At 68.7% G+C, this 21373-nt stretch carries 17 protein-coding genes; 6 read left to right on the top strand and 11 right to left on the bottom strand.

Features of this window, described 5'->3' with window-relative positions; translation table 11 throughout:
* Window positions 1-19: 19 nt before the first annotated feature.
* Genes DLJ59_RS13685 through DLJ59_RS13670 form a run of 4 tightly spaced genes read left to right on the top strand, consistent with a single transcriptional unit; the run spans window position 20 to window position 4565 of the window.
* Window positions 20-874 carry an enoyl-CoA hydratase/isomerase family protein gene (locus DLJ59_RS13685; RefSeq protein ID WP_208648673.1) on the top strand — a complete coding sequence of 285 codons (855 nt, stop codon included), beginning with the start codon at window positions 20-22 and terminating at the stop codon, window positions 872-874.
* Entirely contained in the window at window positions 871-2289 is a 1419-nt protein-coding gene (locus DLJ59_RS13680; RefSeq protein ID WP_124772887.1) for an asparagine synthase C-terminal domain-containing protein, read from the top strand. The genes DLJ59_RS13685 and DLJ59_RS13680 overlap by 4 nt, the downstream gene beginning before the upstream one ends.
* A gap of 14 nt (window positions 2290-2303) precedes the next feature.
* Window positions 2304-3113 (top strand): TauD/TfdA dioxygenase family protein, encoded by an 810-nt coding sequence (locus tag DLJ59_RS13675; RefSeq protein ID WP_158630830.1) that lies wholly within the window; start codon window positions 2304-2306, stop codon window positions 3111-3113.
* 9 nt (window positions 3114-3122) lie between these two features.
* Complete coding sequence (locus DLJ59_RS13670) at window positions 3123-4565, top strand: class I adenylate-forming enzyme family protein (protein ID WP_124772885.1); 1443 nt, start codon at window positions 3123-3125, stop codon at window positions 4563-4565.
* 397 nt (window positions 4566-4962) lie between these two features.
* On the opposite strand, the gene argJ is transcribed toward DLJ59_RS13670, so the two are convergent.
* The 10 genes from argJ to DLJ59_RS13620 form a co-directional block, all read right to left on the bottom strand.
* A complete protein-coding gene (gene argJ, locus DLJ59_RS13665; RefSeq protein WP_124772884.1) occupies window positions 4963-6156 on the bottom strand; it encodes a bifunctional glutamate N-acetyltransferase/amino-acid acetyltransferase ArgJ in 1194 nt (397 codons plus the stop codon).
* A gap of 446 nt (window positions 6157-6602) precedes the next feature.
* Window positions 6603-7679, bottom strand: coding sequence for a substrate-binding domain-containing protein (locus tag DLJ59_RS13660; protein ID WP_244236005.1), 1077 nt, complete (start codon window positions 7677-7679; stop codon window positions 6603-6605).
* Between the two features lie 28 nt (window positions 7680-7707).
* Window positions 7708-7917 (bottom strand): SDR family oxidoreductase, encoded by a 210-nt coding sequence (locus tag DLJ59_RS13655; protein WP_208648672.1) that lies wholly within the window; start codon window positions 7915-7917, stop codon window positions 7708-7710.
* Window positions 7918-7940: 23 nt separating this feature from the next.
* On the bottom strand, window positions 7941-8765 hold the full coding sequence (gene iolB, locus DLJ59_RS13650) for a 5-deoxy-glucuronate isomerase (RefSeq protein WP_124772882.1): 825 nt from the start codon (window positions 8763-8765) through the stop codon (window positions 7941-7943).
* 35 nt (window positions 8766-8800) lie between these two features.
* Window positions 8801-9985 carry a glycoside hydrolase family 88 protein gene (locus tag DLJ59_RS13645; RefSeq protein ID WP_124772881.1) on the bottom strand — a complete coding sequence of 395 codons (1185 nt, stop codon included), beginning with the start codon at window positions 9983-9985 and terminating at the stop codon, window positions 8801-8803.
* An 88-nt stretch (window positions 9986-10073) separates the two neighbouring features.
* Window positions 10074-10751: a ferredoxin-NADPH reductase gene (locus DLJ59_RS13640; RefSeq protein WP_124772880.1), complete on the bottom strand. Its 678-nt coding sequence runs from the start codon at window positions 10749-10751 to the stop codon at window positions 10074-10076.
* Between the two features lie 5 nt (window positions 10752-10756).
* A complete protein-coding gene (locus tag DLJ59_RS13635; protein ID WP_124772879.1) occupies window positions 10757-11653 on the bottom strand; it encodes a carbohydrate ABC transporter permease in 897 nt (298 codons plus the stop codon).
* On the bottom strand, window positions 11653-12516 hold the full coding sequence (locus tag DLJ59_RS13630) for a carbohydrate ABC transporter permease (protein WP_244236004.1): 864 nt from the start codon (window positions 12514-12516) through the stop codon (window positions 11653-11655). The genes DLJ59_RS13635 and DLJ59_RS13630 overlap by 1 nt, the downstream gene beginning before the upstream one ends.
* Window positions 12517-12632: 116 nt before the next feature.
* Complete coding sequence (locus tag DLJ59_RS13625; RefSeq protein WP_124772877.1) at window positions 12633-13937, bottom strand: ABC transporter substrate-binding protein; 1305 nt, start codon at window positions 13935-13937, stop codon at window positions 12633-12635.
* On the bottom strand, window positions 13934-15985 hold the full coding sequence (locus tag DLJ59_RS13620; protein ID WP_208648671.1) for a DUF2264 domain-containing protein: 2052 nt from the start codon (window positions 15983-15985) through the stop codon (window positions 13934-13936). Before DLJ59_RS13620 ends, DLJ59_RS13625 begins: the two co-directional genes overlap by 4 nt.
* Before the next feature lie 262 nt (window positions 15986-16247).
* Between DLJ59_RS13620 and DLJ59_RS13615 the strand changes: the two genes are divergently transcribed.
* Both DLJ59_RS13615 and DLJ59_RS13610 read left to right on the top strand, forming a co-directional pair.
* A complete protein-coding gene (locus DLJ59_RS13615; protein WP_124772876.1) occupies window positions 16248-18194 on the top strand; it encodes a heparinase II/III family protein in 1947 nt (648 codons plus the stop codon).
* Window positions 18191-19327 carry a substrate-binding domain-containing protein gene (locus DLJ59_RS13610; RefSeq protein WP_124772875.1) on the top strand — a complete coding sequence of 379 codons (1137 nt, stop codon included), beginning with the start codon at window positions 18191-18193 and terminating at the stop codon, window positions 19325-19327. The genes DLJ59_RS13615 and DLJ59_RS13610 overlap by 4 nt, the downstream gene beginning before the upstream one ends.
* Window positions 19328-19541: 214 nt before the next feature.
* Here the strand turns inward: DLJ59_RS13610 and DLJ59_RS13605 are convergent, their stop codons facing one another.
* On the bottom strand, window positions 19542-20984 hold the full coding sequence (locus DLJ59_RS13605; RefSeq protein ID WP_244236003.1) for an RICIN domain-containing protein: 1443 nt from the start codon (window positions 20982-20984) through the stop codon (window positions 19542-19544).
* Window positions 20985-21373: the final 389 nt, after the last annotated feature.

Below are 21373 nucleotides of genomic sequence, written 5' to 3'. Positions count from 1 at the left end.
TGATGAACGAGTAATCAACGTGTTTAACCCGGGGAGAGGCGCGATTGTCTGCGCCATCTCGCACCCCGAAAAGTCATGGAGGACCAGCTTGATGAACAACGCTGTCGACATACAGCCCCGTGACACCTTCACCGTGATGACGAAGGACGGCGTCGCGCAGGTTACGTTCGAGGGCTCGCATCACTCGAACGCGATGAGCAACGGCCGGATGCGCGCACTCACCGGGATCCTCCGCGAGCTCGAGGCCGACGACGCGGTCGCCGCCGTGGTGCTGCACGGCGGCGAGGGCAACTCCTTCGCCGTGGGCGGCGATTTTCACGAGGTCAGCCACTTCTCGGGCGGTGACGAGGTGGACGAGTGGATCGACAACATCACCGAGCTCTACGTCGCCAGCCTCGAAGTCACCAAACCCACAGTGGCCGCCGTCGAGGGTTACGCCATCGGGATCGGCCTGCAACTCTTGCTGACGTGCGACTACCGCGTCGGTGCGGACTCGTCGATCCTGCGCATGCCCGAGTTCAAGGTCGGTATCGCATGCAATTTCGGCGCGTTCATGCTGGAACGCTCGGCCGGGCGTTCGGTGATGCAGCACATGCTCCTGTCGTGTGACGAGTGGCCCGCCGAGTCCTCCCTGCGGGACGGCCTGCTGCACCAGGCGGTGCCCGCGGCCGAGGTGCTGCCGACCGCGCTGGCCCGCGCGGCGGCCTTCGCCGACTACAACCCGGCGGCCGTGCGCAACACGAAGCCGCAGATGAACCGCGACTACATCCAGGGGTTGCACGTCCTGCGGGACAACGCGAAGAGATCACACCGGGCAGGATTCGCCTCGGGGCGGCCGCAGCGGGAGATGCGCCGGATCGTGGGCAAGGCATGAGCGGCGGCTGGGTGGTCGTCGCCAACCGGCGCATAACCGGACTTGAGTCGATGGGTGCGTGCGTCGAGGTCGGTGATCTGTTCGTCTACCACCGTGGCCTCGCGGCGGGGCTACCCGCGACCGCGCCGTTCGATGTCGACGTCCGTACGCTGACGGCGGCGCCCGCGCTCGGCGAGCTGCCCACGAAACCGGCGCAGCGGACCGTGCTGCAGGTGGCCGAGGACGCCGTGACCGCGTTCACCTCGGTGTTCAACGAGGACGCCATCTACGTCGCCGAGGACCCCGCGACCGGCGGCTTCGCCTTCTTCACCGACCTGCTGCTCGCCGCGGCTATTTTGCCCGCGTGGGGCCTCGCCGCCCGGGTGCACTCGGGTCCCGTGGGCACCGATCCGGAAGCCACGCTGGTCGACGGGATCCGACGGTTGGACCACTCGGTCCGGCAGCGCCGTGCCCGGACCGCTTCGGGCTGGCTGACCAGCACCACCCCCCAAGCCGAGGACTTCCTCGAGCGGTTCCGCACGCCGTTTCGGGACGATCCGCTCGCTGCCGGGCAGGCGCAACTGGCCGAGCTGGATGCGGTGATCGCCGGCATCGCCGCCGTCCGCCCCGAGGCCACGTACGCGTCTCTGCTCTCTGGCGGGATCGACTCGGGCACCGTGACCTACCTGGCCGCGGCGCGGAACCTCGACGTGCGGCCGTACAGTGTCGGCACGCCCTGGGGAGACGAGTTCTCCGACGCCGCGGAGCTGTGCGAGGTCGCCGGCCTCAAGCTGCATCCGCTGCTGCTCGACGAGGACAGCATCATCCGTGCCATCCCCGCCGCCGTCCGCTGGCTCGGCGTGACCACGCCGGAGGTGGTCGAGGTCGCGCTCACGGCCACGGCGTTCTACCAGTCCGGCGTCGTCGAACCGGGTCGCGTGCTGCTCACCGGGTACGGCAGCGACCTCATCAATGCCGGGCTCTTCACCCCGTTCGAACACCCGGACGAGCTGATCGACCAGGGCATCGAGGCGGTCGCGCGAACCCGCACCAGCGGTGAGCTGGCCAACCGGATGGCGCTGGCGTACGGCGTCGAGACGTTCCACCCGTTCTGGACGCTCCCGGTGATGCGCACCGCGCTGGAGACCACTCCCGCGTGCAAGGTCCGCGACGGCCGGGAGAAGTTCCATCTGCGGACCGCGATGGCCGTCCACGTCACCCCCGCCATCGCGTGGCGCCGCAAGATCGCCGTACACCACGGCGGGAACCTGCAGGACGGGGTGCGGCGGCGGCTCACTGCGGACTCCGGGCAGAGCGACCCCTCCCGCATCTACCAAGCATGCTTCGCCGACCTTCTGGCGCTGGCCGGTCAAGGACACCTCGACGACTGGAGCGCCGACGAGGTCTACGCACGCGCGCTCGCCGCGATCCGATGAACGAGGAGATGATGATGGCCGAGAACACACTGACCGACTCGGGTTTCGGCACGGTGTTGACGTCGCCGCCCGGGGAGACCGTCGAAGAGCTGGCCCGGCGGTCCCAGGAGGCGGCGTTGACCAGCGGGGTCGCGCTGACCCGCGGCCTGGACTTCACCGAGAATGCCTTCCAGCGGCTCGTCCACCTCCTCGGCCAAACCGTGGATCACAAGTTCGGCGAGGGCCAGGCCGATCTGTTGCTGCTCAACGCCTCAAGGGACGTGGGAAAGGTCGTCACCGGCCGCGGCCCCCTCCCGCTACACACCGACGGACTGTTGGTGGGCGAGCAGGTCGACCTGATCGTCCTGTACGCCAAGGACTTCGCCGACGAGCCTGGTTCCGGCGAGACCACGGTGTGCGACCAGCTCGCCGCGTGGCGTGAGATCCCTGCGCACCTCGGCAAGGTTGTTGCCGACGGCCGACTCGAATACCTCGTCGAGGAACGCGGCTACTTCCCGCAGGTACCCGCCGACTGGTACGAGATCCCGACCACCCGCGACTACGGCCGGGTGCGCTCGCTGAACCTGGCACTCGGCTTCCCGCCGGATGTGCCGCAGGGCTGGCAGGTGCGCGTCGCCGGCGTGAGTGCCGACGACTCCGCCGCATTCTTCGCGGAGCTGTCGGCGCACCTGCATTCGCCGCGCTACCTCTATCAGCATCGTTGGCAGACCGGTGACCTGCTGGTGATCGACAACCAGCGGACGCTGCACGGCCGCACCGCGATCGGGTCCGACGGGGTGCGGCTGCTCTATCGCGGCCAGGTCACTCTGCCGACGACCGCCTGAGGAGAAACGATGCTACTGACCGAGTTCCGTTCCGTGGTGGCCCGCAGAGCCGATGCCCTCGCGGTGGTGGTCCCCGACGGCGATCGCGTGAGCTACGGCGAGCTGTCGCTGCGGGTCGACCGTGCCCTCGGCTGGCTGCGGGCCCGGGGCATCGGCGAGGGCCAGGTGGTGGCGACCTGGCTGGACAACGGGATCGACTACGTGGCATTGGTGTTCGCCCTGGCGGGCAGCGGCGCTATCCACGTGCCGATCAGCCGGTCGGCGACGCCGGAGCACATCGCCTGGCTGGTTGAGCAAACGAAACCGGCACTCGTCGTCGGCGCGGAGCCGCTGCCGGACGTCGTCGTCGAGCAGGTGACGACCGCAGAGCTGGCGGGCGGCTCCGAGCTGATCGGCGTGCGGCCGTTCGCGGCGTACGGGGGCGCGTTCCGGCTGCTGGAGACGTCCGGCTCCACGGGGAAGCCCCGGCTCGTGACCTGGCGCCAGGATGACCTGCTTCACGACCGGCGACAGTGGATCGCCTACACCGCGACGACCGCCGCGGACGTGCTGTTCAACCGCCACACCCTGGACGTCGCACACGGCTGCGACGTCCACCTGTTCCCGGCGCTGCTCTCGGGCGCCCTCCTGGTGCTGGCCGATCCGTCTGCCGCGCCCGACCAGTTGCTGCGGTGGCTGGAAGAGACCGGCGCCACCGTGTGCAGCGCACTGCCGAGGCACTACGAGTTGCTGACGCAGGCGGCACGCAGTCGGTCCGTCGACCTTTCCGCGTTGCGGATGCCGCTCTGCGGCGGTGCGTACCTGAGCGGCCAGGTCGTCGCCGACGCGGCCGAGGTGCTCGGCATCCACATACGACGCATCTACGGCTCGACCGAGTTCGGCATCGTGCTGGGCAACATGGACGATGCCGTGCAGGACACCCGCGGCATGACCCCGGTCACCGGAGTGGAGATCAGGCTCGCTCCCCTCGACGCGGCTTGGCCTTCGATCGGTGAGGTGCTGGCCCGCTCGACGCACACGAGCGTCGGCTACTTCGGTGACCTGGGGGCGACCTCCGCCACGTTCCGCGACGGCTGGTACCACACAGGAGATGTCGCCGAGTTCGACGGCGAGTACCGAGTCCTCGGCCGTGTCGCCGACCTGCTCGGCGGCTCGGCCGGTCCGGTGTTCAGCCCGGGCGTCGAGGCCGCGCTGACGGCCGCGTGCCCGATCACCGAAGCCGCCGTACTGGCACCGCTACCCGGGGAGGCCGAGGGCGAGGCGCTCGTGGTGGCGACGCCCGCGGCCGGGGTCGAGGACGAGCGCGTGCGCGCGGCGATCCGTGCCGTGCTCGATGACCTGGGTGTGCGTGCGGAGATCGTGCTCGCCGCCACCATCCCCCATACCGCCGTCGGGAAGGTGGATAAGCCCGCCCTGCGCAAGGGGCGGACGTCGAACGTGCGCCAGCACTGACCGATGACGGACCGAGATCGAGGGGGCGTTCCCGCTGGGTGCGGACGATCTGCGCGGCGCCGTGATGCGCCGACGCCGGTGTGTGGCCCGATCCCGGAATGGCGGTGTTCGTGGTTGTAGTAGCTGTAGAAGGCCTCGCTGTGATCCGGGCGTGCCGCCAGGGACCCAACCCTGTCGGGGTACGTGAGGTCGTACTTGACCGCGATGCGACGAGCCGTTGTCCACGATCCAGAACCCGCTTCGCCGACACGTACGGCGGGCGGCCGGCCCGGCCGCCGCCGATCGGACCGGCCGGGCAGTCGGACGGGCGGGGCGGACGGGCACCAGAGCTCGCTATCTCTCGGTAACCCACACAGGACCGCCGAGGTTGCCGGCTGACCAGCCGGCAACAAGCTGATCAGGTCGTGTAGTCGGCGTTGATGCGGATGTAGCCGTCGGTGAGGTCGCAGCCGTAGACGGTGAACGAGCCGGCGGCGATCCCGAGGTCGATGTCGATCGTGACTTCCTTGCCGCGCATGTATTCCGCGGCCCGGTCCAAGATGTCGTCGGCGGAGCTTTCGGGGAACATCAGCAGATCGCCGAAGCGGATCGCTACCCGGTCGGGGTCGATGTCGGTCTCGTCCTCCAGCTTGCCGATCGCCATCGCGACCCGGCCCCAGTTCGGATCGGCGCCGTGCACGGCGGTCTTGACCAGCGGCGAGTTCACGACGCTCTTGCCGACCAGCTTCGCCTGCGCGTCGTCGCGCGCGCCGCTTACCCGGACCTCGATGAGTTTGCTCGCGCCCTCGCCGTCGGAGGCGATGTCTCTGACCAGGTGTAGGGCCGCCTGGTGCAGCGTCTGCTCGAACTCTGCGAGGTCGGCCGGGCCGGCAACGCCGTTCGCGAACACCGCGGCGGTGTCACTGGTCGAGGTGTCGGTGTCGATGCTGAGCGCGTTGAATGTGCGGTCGACCACCCGGCGGAAGATCGCGTCGAGGTCTTCCCTGCCGACCCGCGCATCGGTGAAGAAGAACGTCAGCAGCGTCGCCATGTTCGGCTCGATCATGCCGACGCCCTTGGCGATGCCGACGATCACGGCGTCACCACAGCGCAGCCGGACCACCTTGTGGCGCGTGTCCGTCGTCATGATCGCGCGCGCACTGGCGTCGAAGTCGGCGGCGGGGAACGGCCAGGACAGCTCGTCGAGCCCTCGCCGGATCTGCGCCATCGGATAGGGCCGCCCGATCACTCCGGTCGAGCCGATCAAGAGCTCGTCGGCGGGGATCCCGGCGACCTCGGCGACCCTGCGCTGGATCTCGGCGGCGTTCTCGGCGCCGACCTTCCCGGTCGCGACGTTGGCATTGCGGGAGAGCACGACCATGCCTCGGAAGCTCCCGGCCGCTGCGGACTGCCGGCTGAGCTCGACGCTGGGCCCGGCGAACCGGGAGCGCGTGAACACCGCCGCCGACGTCGCGGGAACCTCGGACACGATGGCGGTAAAATCGTCATCGACGTCTTTGAGGCCCAGGTTCCTCGTCACGCCAAGGAAACCCTGTGGCACAAGAGAAGATCGCGGCCCAAGGAAATCTTGCGATTCAGCTGTCGACGACATCCGCTCACCAGTTTCATCCGTTGACGGCATTGTCCCATAACCGCGTCCGGCCGCTACGGATCAGAAGGTTAGTACTGCCATGGCGGGTCGTAGCTTCCGGGGCGTTCGAGTCGTTTGCGGTAGCGGGCGGCTCGGGCACGGTGATTGCTGAGCCGCCGGATTTTGACCAGGCCAGGACGTGGCTGGTGGTGTGTTGTGCGGCCAGGTTCAGGATGGCGAACAGGTGCCTGATCTCGTTGACGGTCAGCGGATCAGGCTGTCCTGGTCGCTGTCGCCGGTGGCGCCCCCTGGACTGTCTCGCAGGCTCGCCGAGTGAGCATCGGGCCCCGTGGTGGCACCAGTTGCAAGGCCGGGCCAACCGACGGCTCCGTACCGCCTTGACCTGCGCACGCTCCCCGACCAGTCGGTGAATACTGCGAGCGTCGCAGGCAGCCGCTTCCTCCCGGCTAGTGCCGTTGCGTGAAAGACAGCGACGAACCGCGGACGACGAGGTCTGGAGCGAGTAGAACCCGCTGCGGTGGCCGGCGTACACCGTGGAGAAGGCGGGAGACCATCAGTTCGACGGCAAGGCGGCCGACGTGACCCTTCGGTGGTCGGACCGCGGTGATGGCGGGATCGGCCAGGTGAGCGATCTCGTCGTCATAGGACACGATCGCCAGATCGCCAGGGATGTCGATGCCCATCTCAGTGCAGAGCTTTGTGATCGTGATGGCATGCAGGTCACTGTGGACAATCAAGGCCGTGACCCCGGCGAGTCGGCAGTTCCGGAGGATGCCATCCATGACGTCCCGCCCTCCGGGCGCCACGGCAGTTTCCTCCATGGCGAGGACGCCGGACAACGTGGGATCGGCGGCCGCAGTCCGCCAGGCGTGGCGCAGGTGGACCGAAGTTGGGCTGCCCTGCGCGACGACGAGTCCGATTCGACGGTGCCCTTGCCGTCGGAGGTGATAAATGGCGATCTCGATGCCGAGAGAGTGATCGCTGCGTACCCATTCGATATGCCGCGTGGATGGCGTCCACCGACGTGGCTGGCGTTCGACGAGGATGGTTGGAACCGGCAGGTGCCCGATCCATTCGAGGATCTCGTCGGCGTCGTCGCCGTCCAAGCTCGGTGCCAGCAACAGACCTTGGACCTGCTGCGCCTCGACGAGATCGCGCATCTGGCGGCGGTCCTCCTTGGCGTCGTAATTCGAACCGCGGAGTTGGATGCTGACCCCGAGCGCGGCAGCGGCAACCCGCGCGCCGGCCACGACAGGTGGCCAATAGAAGTCGAGCGAGGGCACGACCATGCCGACGGCGAACCGGAGGGGGGCTTGTCGGCGCTGGGTGACGGCGGTGCCATGGGATGGCAGCGTGGCACCACCGTGGACCTTCGAGACGAGACCCTGTTCGGCAAGGGCGGCGATGTCGCGCCGGACGGTGAGCTCGCTGACGCCGAACTCGCGGGCGAGGTCGCGAACCCGTACCGCTCCCTGTCCGCGTAGTTCGGCGAGCAGGCGCTCCTGCCGCTGTGCGCTGAACAACCGACCAGTTCCCACGATGCGAATGCTCCTAACGGGCGAGCCAGCCTCCGTCCACCGGAAGGACGGCCCCGTGCACGTACCGGGCGGCGTCGGAGGCGAGGAAGACCGCGGCGCCCATGAGATCCTCGGGGGTGCCCCAGCGGCCGGCCGGGATGCGGTCGCGGATGGCACGTTCCCGATCTGGGTCGGCGCGCAGGGCCGCGTTGTTGATGATCTTTCCGCGCCCCTGGTCGAGCATGATCCGGCCGGCCGCCTAACACATCACAGGCCCAGGTTGCGCAGGGTCGGGACGGTCTGGCCGACCCAGGCCAGGTCGGCGTCCTCGCGGGCCCCCTGGGTGCGCTGGGTGCCGCCCAGGAACCACAGGAAGTACGTGGTGTAGCCGGGTGCGCTGACGACGGTGTGGTAGCCCTCCGGCATCATCTGCATCACGTGATCCCGGATGGTGACGTTCTCCTCGTATCCGTCGTCGGTGTAGACCCGGCTGATGCCGAACCCGTTCGGCGGGTTGACCCGGTAGTAGTACATCTCCTCGTGCGCCGCCTCGGCGGGCAGGTCGTCGACCCGGTGCCGGTGCGGCGGGTAGGTGCTCCAGTTTCCGGACGGCGTGTAGGTCTCGCCGACGATGAGCCGGCGGGCGGGCAGGTCCGGTTGGCTGACCTCGGTGAGGATCTGGTGGTAGGTCCGACCGAAGTTGGCCGCCCCCCAGCGCCCGCTGGCGACCTGTTCCGGTGCGATGACGTACGGATCGGTGGCCAGGTCGCTGGGGGCGCTGGGCAGGGCGATCTCCACGTCGGTGACCGCCTCCACCATGATGGTGGCGCCCGCTGGGACGTACACCGAATGCGGCTTGCCGGAGAAGACGTCGGCACGCTGGCCGACCTCCGGGAAGTGGTGGTCGGCGACGGTGAAGTTCGCGGTGCCGCCGAGGATGACCGCGAGGATCTCCCGGTCGCCGGACCCGCCGGTCCAGGACTGACCGGCCGACAGCTTCAGTAGGGTGAAGTCCAGTAGCCGGCAGGGGTTGACGGGCAGCGTGTTGTGGCCGTCGACGGCGGGAATGGTGCAGTGGTATCGGTAGTTCATGGTCACCTTTCGAGGAACTGTGGGGTTGGGGCGGGTCACCAGGGACTGGTCCAGCCGGGGATGGTGGCGCGGGTGAGGGCTTCCAGGTAGAAGTAGTCGCCCCAGAGGGTGCCCTCGTCGACGCCGATGCCCTTGGGTTTGTCGTAGACGCCGTGCAGGAGGAGCGCGTTCGAGTCCATCGGGCCACCGGCGGCGTAGTTGTCGACCAGGGAGCGCAGGATTCGTTGGGCCGCATCTCGGTAGCCCTTCGCGCGCGCCGCGTCGGCGACGCTGCCAGCGAGCTCGGCCAAGCCGCAGGCGGCGATTGCGGCGGCGGAGCTGTCGCGCTCTTCGCCACTGCCGTCGCCGAACTCCAGGTCCCAGTAGCCGACGTGGTCGGCCGGCAACCGTGCGAGAAAGTGGTCAGCGCAGGTTGAGGCGGCGGCAAGCAGTGTGGGGTCGCCGGTGTACCGGTGGTTCAGGGTGAAACCGTAGATGCCCCACGCCTGTCCGCGGGCCCAGCAGGTGTCGTCCCCGTGGCCCTGTTCGGTCTCACCGCGCAGCGGCGCACCGGTCTCCGCGTCCCAGTAGAAGGTGTGGAAGGTGGTGCCGTCCGGCCGCAGGATGTGCTCACGCAGTTGTGCCGTGTGCCGGCGGGCGGCCGTGGCGTAGCGGTCGTCGCCGGTGGTCTGGCTGGCCCAGTAGAGCAGCGGCGTGTTCATCAGGCTGTCGATGATGGTGCGGCCGCGTTGGCGGGGGTCGGCCAGGTCGCCCCAGGCCTGGATGATGCCCGCGGGTTCGAGGAAGCGGGTCATCAGGTGGTCGGCGGCGGCCAGGGCCGCGTCCCGGGCACGCCGGTCGCCGGTGCGTCGCGCCGGCGTGACGCAGGCGAGGGTGTAGAGGAACCCGAGGTCGTGGGTGTCCAGGTCGATGCCGCCGCGCACCCGATCGGCAAAGCTGTCCACGTGCGACTGTGCGGCCTGCAGATAGCGCTCGTCACCGGTCAGGTCGTGAGCGAGCCACAACATGCCGGGCCAGAAGCTGGTGGTCCAGCCGACGTTGGCGCCTTCCGGCTGGCCAGCGGTCGGTGGTCGCAAGGGGTAGCGGTTGGCGACGGTGGTGTCTGCCGGGTACCGCGTGCCGAAGGCGTCGATGTTCGCCTCGACGGTACGTATCGCGGCGGTCACCGCGGCCGTCATCGCTTCGGCGTCCGGGCTGGGACGGACGTTGGTCGCCGTCATGGATGCTGTTCTCCCTCGTGTGTCCGGTCCGGTGCCGGGCAGGTGTTTCGTCGGCGTCCCGGCTCGATCGCCGGGAGGGCGGGGGTGATCAGGTGCTCCGGGCCGCAGCCGTCGGTGGGTCGAGCGCGGCCCGCAGGCTGTACCGGCTGTTGGACCACACGACGTACAGCAGCGGCGCGGCCGCGACGCCGAGCGCTATCGCGGGACGGGCCGCGAAGAGCTGCGCCAGCAATGCCAGTACCAGCAGTGACGCGGCGCTGAGGTACCAACGGCGCACCGCCAGGTAGGCGCAGGCACGGGCCACGTCGCGCAGCCGCGCGGCCGGTCGTTCGGCGATGGTCACCAGGCCGAGGAGCGTGGTGGCGGCGGTGAGCACGGTGAGCACGGCGAGGATCGGCAGCGTGAGCGCACCCACCCGGTGACCCCACGACGCGTACGCGTCGACGCCGAGGACGACCAGGACCGCGGTGGCCGCGGAAGTCCAGAGGATGGCCCGACGGGCGGTGGCCCGCCAGGTGCCACCGAACGTGCGTAGCAGGCTGCGGGACCCCCCGGACGAGTAGTCGGACATGACCGCGAAGATGCCGCACAGGCCCGGCGCGCACAGCGGGGCGGCCAGCGCGTACAGCGGCCAGGATCGCGCCGCCTCGGTGGTGAACGTGAGGGCCACCAGTGGCAGGCAGCCGAGCACGAGCAGCAGGTTGCTGACGAGCGCGGTGTAGACGCCGTCGAAGACGGCGGTGATGGTGTGGTGGCGCGAACGCATGGACCTCAACCCTTCAGTCCGGTCGTGGCGATGCCCTCGATGAAGTAGCGCTGGCCGAGCAGGAAGATGACCGCGACGGGCAGCACGGACAGCACGGAGCCCGTCATGATCAGCGCGTACTCGGCGTTGTACTGGGAGATGAACGTGTTCAGCCCGAGCTGGATGGTCCGCAGCTCTGGGCTGCGCAGGTAGATCAGTGGGCCGAGGTAGTCGTTCCAGGTGGTCACGAACGTCAGCAGGGCCAGGCTGGCCAGCGCCGGTCGGGACAGCGGCAGCATGATCCGTCGGTAGATGCCGAACTCGCTGAGCCCGTCCACCCGCGCCGACTCGCTCAGCTCCTCGGGGATCGTCTCGTAGAACTGCTTCATCAGGAACACGCCGAACGCTCCGAACGCCTGTATCGCGACGATCGACCACAGCGTGTTCGACAACTGCAACTTCGACATGAGGATGAACTGCGGGATCATGTACGACTGCCAGGGCACCGCGATCGTCCCGACGTACGCCAGGAAGAGCGCGTTGCGGCCGGGAAAGCGGACCCGGGCGAAGCCGTAGGCGGCGAAGCTGCCGGTCACCACCTGGAGGAGGGTGACGACCATCGACAGCAGCAGCGTGTTCCCCAACCACGTCGTCATGTCCGAGCGCTGCCAGATGTCGAGGTAGTTGCGCCACACCACGGGATCGGGGAGCCAGGTGATCGGGATGGTGAAGACGTCGCTGTTGGTCTTCAACGACGCCACCACCATCCAGTAGAACGGCAGCAGCAGCCCGGCCGCCGCGAGCACGAGGGCGGCGTACCCGACGAGCCGCCAGCCCCGGGACGCGACCCGCCGGCTGGGTGGTCTGCCGCTGCCGGGCACGGTGATGGCCGGGGCGGGCGCGGCGAGGTCGGTCGTGGTCATCAGCTGTTCCTCCGCTTGTTGACCATGAACTGGATGACCGTGATGCTGAAGCAGATGGCGAACAGGACGATGGAGACCGCCGAGGCGTAGCCGAACTGGTTCTCCTCGAAGCTCTTCTGGTAGATGTACTGCGAGAGCACCAGGGTCGACTGGCCAGGTCCCCCGCCGGTCATCACGAGGATGAGGTCGAAGACCTTGAAACTTTCGATGGTGAGCAGCACGGTGACGAAGAAGGTGGTGTGTCGCAGCCCGGGAAGGGTTACGTGCACGAACCGCTGCCACGGCGTGGCACCGTCGGTCTCGGCCGCCTCGTAGAGCTGGGCCGGGATGGTCTGCAGACCGGCCAGGAACAGCAGCATGTAGTAGCCCATGTACCGCCAGGTGCCGACGATGATGACCGCCGGCATCGACCAGGTCGACGACGTGGTCCAGCCCGGCGCGTTGTCCACCCCGACGGCGCCGAGCAGAGCGTTGATCGGGCCGTACTCCGGGCTGAACAGCTGGTTCCACACGACCGCGATCGCCACGATCGAGGTGATGTAGGGGAAGAAGGCGACGGTGCGGAAGAACCGCACGCCGCGCAGTTTGCGGTTGAGCAGCAGCGCCAGCCCGAGTGACGCCGCGAGGGTCAGTGGGATGTGGAAGACGGTGTAGTAGACGGTGTTTCGCAGTGCGGTCCAGAAGCTCGCGTCGTCCCACATTCGCCGGAAGTTGGCGGTGCCGGTCCACTCGGCCGCCCCGAAGACGTTCCAGTTGGTGAAGGCCACGTAGAACAGCACGAGGACGGGTAGCAGGGTGAGCACGGCGAAGCCGACGAAGTTGGGAAGGATGAACGACCAGCCGGCGACCGTGTTGCGCGACACCAGCCGCCGGTTCCTGGGTCTCGTGCTCGGCAATGTTGCCATTGGGAGTCTCCGGGAGCGTTCGGCTTGGTGGTGGGACCGGCGTGCGGCTCAGGCGCGCCGGTCCCACCATCAGCTCACTGGTTGAGGATCTCGTTCTTGGCGCGGGTCTGCGCCTCGCTCAGCTCCGCGTCGACGCTCTTGCTGTCGGAGAGGATCGCCGAGTGCGTCTCGTTGAGGAGGTTCTGCAGGCCGGCGGTGTGCTTCGACACCGGGTTCTCCGGCTTGACGGTGTGCGTGGCGTAGGCGAACTTCGACAGGTCGTCCTGCGGTACGCCGTCCAGCCCGAACAGCGTCGCGGTGACCGCGTCGGTGACCTGGGCCGGGGTGATGCCGATCCCGGCCAGCGCCTTGGCGGCATCCGGGCCGCCGGCGTACTGGAGGAAGGCCTTGGCCGCGGCGACCTTCGACTTGCTGATCTTCGGGTTGATCCCCAAGCCGGTCGGGTCACCGAAGGTGACCGGGGTGGCGGAGGTGCCGGTGGTGGACTTGTCGAACTGCGGCGCCGGGGCGATCCCCCACTGGAACGTGTCGGCCTCACCGCTCTTTCGCTGGTTGAGCAGCGTGGCTACGTACCAGGTCCCCATCAGCAGCATCGCCGACTGCTGCTTGCCGAACTGCGCCTGGTAGGTGAGTTTGTTGGTCTTCGCGGTGCCGAAGGTCGGCTGCGCGCCGGCCGCCTGCAGGTCCAGTGACCGCTCGTAGTACGGCTTCAGGTAGCCGAAGTCCCCGGAGAGCAGGTCCGCGTTGGGGGTCTGGGCGAGCGCGAATCCCTGCACTGTTGACTGGAAGGTGTGCTGGTAGGCGCCGGTCGCGTTCGAGCCGGCCCCCTTCAGCCCGGTGTGCAGCCGCTTCGTCGCGTCGGTGTAGTCGTCCCAGGTCCAGCTGCCGTCCGGTGGCGTCACCTTCGCCTTCGCGAACAGGTCCTTGTTGTAGAACAGCACCCACGAGTCCTGCCGGTACGGCACCGCGTACGTCTTGCCATCCACCTGGTACGACGCCAGCGCCGGGACCGAGTCGAGACCGGCGGTGGCGTCGGAGACGTCGTACAGCTGGCCACCGCTCTGGTACGTGTAGAAGTTCTTGAGGTTCTTCATGACGTAGACGTCCGGGGCGGTGCCGGCGGCCAGGTCCGTGATCATCTGGGTGTCGTAGTCGTTGCCCGGGGCGTACTCCTTGAGCTCCACCGTCACGTTCGGGTGGGTCGCCTTGAAGCCGTCGGCGAGCGTCTTGAACTCGGGCGTGGACGACAGGCTCCAGCCCGCCAAGGTGATCGTCATCGGGGCATTGGGGTCGGCCGGCTCGTCCTCGCCGCCACAGCCGGCGAGGACGAGTGTCAGCGCCGTCGCGGCACTGACGGAAGCCAATATTGCGCGCTTCATCCCTTACTCCTTAGGTCAGGGGCCTCGATCGGGCCCGGACTACTACCTGGTCGCTGGACTGCGGATGTGGCCCGATCACGGTCCAGTCGGGTCATGGTGTTCGCCCCGCCCGGCCAGACGACCGCAACATGAAAACCGCCGGCGTCCTCGCCGAGCGCGACCCGGCAGCCCTGTCTGACCGTGACCGCGGGATCTCTGGACAGCTCGGCGAGGACGACGACCCACGCACCGGGCTGAACCGGATGATCTACCCAGGGCACCACCAGCCCACCGGTCAACGGCCCGCCGTCGGGAACGGACGTGGCACCGGCCGTACCACCGCCGTGCACGCCGTCGAGTCGGCTCGTCAAGCCCGCGCCGGTCACGCTGACCACACCGCCGCCGAAGGCTGCCGTCGCACCACCGGCAACGGCCCAACCACCGACCCGCAGGCGCACCTCGGCGGCGTCAACATCGTCGGCGAGATCGTCGACACGGACCAGACGCAGCTCCCAGGGCCCGTGGACCAGCGAGTACACAGTGAGGCTGCCGGCCGGCCGGAACGTGCCGGCACGGCCACCGCCGTGGTCACGGTGGCCCGGGTCCGGATCGACCCAGTGGGCGAGGGTGCGCGAACCAGCCACACCCACGCCATCGCCGTCGACATGCACCGTCAGCAGACTCATGCCGGCACGATGCGTGGCTCTGCCCCTTCGGTCGACGAGGGCGACGGACTGGTCGAGGGGGTTGGCCCAGCCGCTCTCGTCGAGCACCGGGCTGGTCGCGGTGGAGTAGCCGAGCCGGGCGTAGAGCGGCGAGTCACCCACCGAACTTCCCTCGACAGCGTGGTCGGTGCCGTGGTTGATCACCCGGACGATGCCGTCGGCGCGGGTGGCCGAGACCAGCCAACCCGGCGCGCGAACGACCCGGACGGCGTCCCACTCCTCGACAGGCAGCGGCTCCTCCGGCACCATCCACACGGGGTGGTCGGCGGGCAGGGCGATGCCGAGCAACCCCTTGCTGGCCCAGTACGGCGAGCCGGGCCCAGAGTAGGCCTGGGCCAAAGGCGGCCACGGCCCGTGCCAGCCGACGGTGAGCAGACCGCGATCATCGAAGGCGCCGCGGTCGACGAAGTGGCGCACGATGCCGGTGGCCGCGCGGCGCAGCTGGCCAAGACTGACCGACGGCACCCCCGCGATCGCGCCGACCCAGAACGGCGCTGCGGCCGCGAACCGGTAGATCAGGCTCCGCCCCTGCACCAGCGGCGACCCATCCGAGCCCACGAGCGCGACCGCGTCACGTAGGTACCGGTCGAGGCCGGCCAGATCCCGCTCGCGGCGTCCCGCCGCCAGATCCTCCGCGCCGACCATCCGGGCCCACAGCGTCGGATAGAGGTGCAGCGCCCAGCCCACGTAATGGTCGTAGGCGCGCTCGGACCCATCGGACATCCAGCCGTCCGCGCGGGCGAAGCTGTCGTGGGTGGCCAGGTCCTCCGCCATCTCGTCCAGTGAGTGCGGCCCGCCCACCGAGCGTAGGAAAGTCTGCACGACCAACCGGAACCAGACCCAGTTGATCTGCGGGTAGGTGGCGTCGCCGACCGCCGGGGCCAGGTAGTCCACCACCCGCTCCCGCACCTCGGATGAGAGTCGGTCCCAGATCCACGGACGGGTCAGGTCGAGGACGAGCGCGAGGGAGGCGGCCTCGACCTTCGCCTGGGGGTGCTCGTCCAGCCGCACCCAGCGGTCCGTAGATCTCGGGTCGGTACCGGCCGCGATTCCCGCCGCGTAGCGGTCGACCAGCTCGTCGACACCCACTCCGTGCGCGCCGGCGATACGGAAACCGGCCAGCAGAAACGTTCGGGCGAACCCCTCCAGGCCGTCGACGGCCCGTCCGTAGCCCCCTTGCCGGCCAGGAAGGACGATCAGAGAGTGGCCGGGCGACGCGAAAGGCTGGACGGCAGCAAGCATGCGGTCAGCCAGCGCCAACCAGTCATCCCGGCTCCAGGTCTTGCCAGCGCGGGCAACCCAGTCGGGCTCGGACCCCGGGGCACCGGTCCCGCCAGCCATCATCCGCGGTCCTGTCGCATCGATCCGCCTCCAAGAGCGCGTCGGAGCGGTGCGTTGCCCGCGCACGTGACGCGCAGGCAACAGCGAGGTTTCCGAAGTAAAACGCTCACAACAGAACAAGTCAATGCTCTTACCGAACTTGGATGACCACAACAGATCAAAAGGCCACAGGATGTCGCCATACCTAGACCGTCGTCTCCTCGATCAGCAAAAAGCGATCTGATACGGTCAGTTTCGCTCACATCTGCTCTACGTGCGAGGAGTCATGGCCGCTGCTGACCGCTTCACCGGCCCACTCGCCTCGGCCTGGCCGGATGTCGGTGTCGCCCGACTCGAAGGGCTACTCACGTCCCCCGAGCTGGCCCTGCCGGTGCCCCCGGCGCACCATCGCGACGTCTGGGCCGAACCGCACGTGCACGGTCCTACCCTGGCTGACCTGCGGGCAACCGCCGAGCGCGACCGGACCACCCCATGGCCGACCCCGCTGGCCAGCCAGTACGCCCGATACCACCGGTACGGCGACCGCGAGACGTATGAGCGGCAGGTCTTCGCCCGGCAGCGGCGGCTCACCCGCGCCTCTCTCATCGCCGCCGTGACCCTCGACAATGGCTGGCTCGATGAGATTGTCGACGGGGTGACACTGCTGTGCGAGCAGAGCAGCTGGTGTTGGCCCGCCCACGACGACACCCACACCGTGCACGGCACGGTGTTGCCCACCGTGACCGACCCGTACCTCGACCTCGGTGCCGGTGAGGTCGCCGCGCAGCTGGCCTGGATCGACCACCTGCTCGGCGAGCCGCTCGACGTGCGCGCGCCCGGCCTGCGCGCCCGCATCCGCTACGAGGTAGACCGCCGCGTGCTGACGCCGTTCACCACCCGCCGAGACTGGCACTGGCTCGGCCTCGACGGCGACGTACACAACTGGAACCCGTGGATCCACGGCAACGTCCTCGTTGCCGCGCTGCGGCTCGTCGACGACCAGACCCGGCGGGCCGCGCTGGTCGACCTGGTCGTCGAAGGGCTCGATCGGTACGTGGCGGCGCTGCCTGCCGATGGCGCCGTCGACGAGGGCTACGATTACTGGTGGAACGGCGTGTGCCGGGTGCTGGAAGCGCTCGATATCCTGGCCCACGCAGCGGGTGGCGCGCTGGACGACGTGCCCGGCGACGCACTGCGCCACAGCGTCGCTTTCCCGCACCGCATGCACCTGGGCGGCCCCTGGTACCTCAACCACGCAGACGGGGCCGCACGTCCGGCCATCGCCCAACCCTGGCACGCTCTACACCGCGCCGCCCGCCGCGTCGGCGACCGGGACGCGCAGGCCCACGCCGCCGCCCACCGCCGACCCGACGCACCGGTCGCCGGCGCGGAGCAGGGGCTCGGGCGGCTGCTGCGGGCGCTGACCGACCCGAGCTGGGTCCACGCCGCACCTGGCATGTCACCGCTTCCTCGCGACGTGTGGCTGCCGTCCACACAGGTCATGCTCGCTCGCCGCACCGCCGGCAGTGCGGAGGGCCTTACCCTCGCACTGAAGGGCGGCCACAACGGGGAACACCACAATCACAACGATGTCGGCAGCGTCGTGATCGCCCTCAACGGGGTGCCGGTTCTCGTCGACGCCGGCCGCCCCACCTACACAGCGCAGACGTTCGGCCCGGACCGGTACGGCATCTGGACCATGCAAAGCGCCTGGCACAACGTCCCGCACCCCCGTGCGACGGGTCAGTCACCCGGCCGGGGCTTCACCGCCCGCCAGGTCACCCACGTTGCCGACGACATCAGGTCCGCGGCCACAATGGACATTGCCCCTGCGTATCCGAGGTCCGACCTTCGGTACTGGTGGCGCGCCGCGCGGTTTGACCGTCACGGCGGACATGTCGAGATCGTCGATACCTGGGAGTTCGACCCGGCCGTCGAACCGCCGCCGACCCACGTACACCTGCTCGTCGCCGGTGAGGTGCGGCTCGCCGATGGTCGCGCCGAGATCACCGCGCTCGACGGTGCCGGCCGGATCGGGCTCAGCTGGCGTCCGGCGTCCGCCCTTTGCGCCGCGACAGTGCGCCCGATCGAGGACCCTATGCTCTTCGACGTGTGGGGAGCGCGGCTGCACCGGCTCGCGATCGACGTCACCGCGTTCGGCCCAAGCGGCGAGCTCGTCCTCACCGTGGAGGAGCTTCCACCGCACGAAGCGCTCCTCGGAGGTGCCCCATGACAAAGGACAGTCCCACCGTCGGTACGGCGGAGGCTCGAGGGCCGCTGCAGGTCGCCCGCCGCCAGCAACTGCTCGAGGCGTTGCAACGCGACGGGGCGATGCGCATCTCGGACCTGTCCCAGGCGCTCGGCGCCGCGCCGGTCACCATTCGCCGCGACATCGCGCAGCTCGCCGCTGAAGGCCTGGTCAGCCGGGTTCACGGTGGGGTTGCGCTGATCACGCCGGACGAGCCCGCGATCACCGACGAAGCAACCGGCGCCGGCTCCGACGCGCTCGGTGGCCGCACCCTCGGCATGCTGGTGCCGTCGATGGATTATTACTGGCCGGATGTGGCCCGCGGCGCCGAGGAGGCCGCACGCGAGCTCGACATGCGCGTGGTGCTGCGCGGCTCCTCGTACGACACGGAGGACGACAAACCTCAGCTCGCCCGGCTCGTGGAGCGGATGGCCGTCGACGGCCTGATCATCGCCCCACGCATGGACGCACCCACCTCGGAGCGGACCATCGAGTGGCTTGATCAACTTGGCTTTCCCGTCGTCCTGCTGGAACGCACGGCCACGCTGGGTAGCCATCACGCTGTGATGGAATCGGTGGTCACCGACCATGCGCTCGGCGCGGCCATGGCGGTTCGGCACCTCACCTCCCTCGGGCACCGCAAGGTCGGTCTCGTGGTCGCCGCCAACAGCCCCACCAGCCAGCACGTGAGGCGCGGCTGGCTCGACGCCACCGCGGAGTGCGGCCTGGACCCGAACGCCACAGTCGTGGCCGCAGTGCCGGACGCCCGGGCACCGGAGCGAGACGCCGCGCTCGACGCCGTCCTGCGCCAGTGCCAGGTGACCGGTACCACCGCGCTGCTGGTGCATGCCGACCCTGAGGCGATCGCGTTGGTGCAGCACTGCGAAGAGCGGCACCTGACCGTGCCCGGAGACCTGTCCATCGTCGCGTACGACGACGAGGTGGCCGAGCTGTTCAGCCCACCGCTGACCGCGGTCCGGCCGCCACGGCGTTCCATTGGCCGCGCCGCCGTGCGACTCGTTGCCGACCGGCTCACCGACCCCGAGCGTCCCGCGCACCGGGTCGTGATCAGCCCGTCCCTGCGCGTACGCGAGTCGACTGCACCGCCGACGGCATAACGGGCCGCCGGCGTCCCGGACGGGTCGCCAGCCCGAGTCCGCGATCGCACCGCAGCGCGGCCTGGCCAGCCATCCCAGCCAGCCGGCATCGGACAGCCTTGCTGCCTGGTTCCGCGCGGGCGAATCCGGCGGCGCTACGGCGCACACCCCGGGCACCGGCTCATGTTCGGTGTGCCCGGGTGTGCGTCGTAGCGAGGATCCGTGGTGACGATCGTCAGACGGTGGTGCGTGACCATTGTTGGTTGGTGCCGGTGTTGCAGGTGTACTGCTTGAGGACTGCCCCGTCAGTGTTCGTCGCGGCTGGTACGTCCACGCATTTGTTGCTGTGTCGGGCCCGTAGTTGGAAGTAGGTGCCGTTGGTGAGCATCTGGAACTGTTGGTTGGTGCCGGTGCCGCAGGTGTACTGGATGAGTTCGGCGCCGTCGGCGGTCGAGGCGCTCACCACGTCGAGGCATTTTCCGCTGTGTCGGCTGATGATGCGCCAGTAGCCGCTGCCGGCGTCCTGGAACTGCCACTGTTGCCAGGCGTTGCCGCCGTAGGTGTACTGGCCGACGCGCGCGCCGTTGTCGGTGTTCGGTTGCTGCACGTCCATGGCCTTGCCGCTGTGCCGCACCGTGACCCGGTAGAACGTTCCCGCAGAGGGCGGTGGCGTGGTCGGGCCGCCGCCGATGGTGTCGCCCCACGCGTAGCGGATCTGGTCCGCGCCGGAGGTGTTGCGGACGGTCAGGGTGAGGTCGGTGCCACTGCCGCCGAGGGCGAACATCGAGTACCAGTCGTAGCCGATACTGCCGGGCTTGCCCCCGAGAGCGGGCCAGTACGTGCCACCCATCTGGTTGTCCCGCATGACCTGGGCCATCGCCCGGATGTAGCGCACGAAGTTGTCGGTGCTACCCGCGTCGGCGTAGTTACGGCCGTCGTTCATCGGAGCGCCGAACTCGGTCGCGACCGCGCGGGACGCGCAACTGCCCAGCCGGGTCTGGATGTGGCTACGGAAAGCGTCGTAGGTCATCGCGCCGTAGAAGAACGCGTAGTAGTGAAACGACAGCAGCGTCGCGTTGAAGCGGCTGTCGTTGCAGATGTCACGCAGGTCCTGACTGAAGCCGGTGCCACCGATCAGCACCCGCCCCGGCACCGCCGAATAGTGGTAACTGAGCCAGTTCGCCGCGACGGTGCGCCACTCCGCCGAACTGTATCCATGCGGTTCGTTCATCGGCTCGAAATAGACATTGGTGTTCGACCCGTACGTGTTCGTCACCGTCGACCACATCGCGTTCCACGCCGCGAGGTTCGTGATCCTTCCACCGGACGCGGCGCCGTCCTCCCAGTAGGCCAGGATCACCTTGAAACCACGGGCCGTCGCCGCGTCGATCGCACCCCGATACGCCTCCCACCACGCCGTCCCCACCGTGTGGGTGTTGATCGGCAACCGGACGGTGTTGACCCCCATCACCGACGCCATGTCGTCGTAAAGCGCATTGGCCTTCGCCCGCACCGTCGCATTACTGTCAGACGAACTCAAACCCTGCACGACCAACGGCCCGGTACTGAAATTGTCACCCAACACCGCCCAGTTCATCCCTCGGAACTGGCTGGTGGCCGCAGCGGCCGGCGACGACGCGACGACGACAACGCCAACCATCGCCGTCAGCGCGGCCACCACAGCGATCAACAGCCGGCGAAGCGGCCGGATACTCCGTGATGCTCCTGAAGGATGGCCGCCAGACGACGTCTTCTGTTTCGTGAACTGTTGAATCACTAGATCTAGCCCTCTCTGCGTTCGGACACCAGACTGATGCCGTTGGGGTTACATCGGTATCGGGAACAACATCGGGGCAGCCCGCATTCGAACCGACACGGTCCAAACCATTCGGATTCGAACACGGGCCCGCCGGACGGAGGTAGCCCGCGAACCCGTCAGGTCACTTCACGACGACCACCACCACAAAAGCCGCCGCAGCCACGGCGGACAGCTACGAGGAAGGCACGTAAACGCATGGTCAGTGCTCCCGACAGTCGATTGGCAACAGGTGGGATCAGATGAAGCGC

It is taken from the genome of Micromonospora inaquosa (assembly GCF_003857055.1).
GTDB lineage: Bacteria > Actinomycetota > Actinomycetes > Mycobacteriales > Micromonosporaceae > Micromonospora > Micromonospora inaquosa.
The sequence above is the reverse complement of the archived record's forward strand: the minus strand, read 5'-3'. Positions and strand labels throughout refer to the sequence as shown.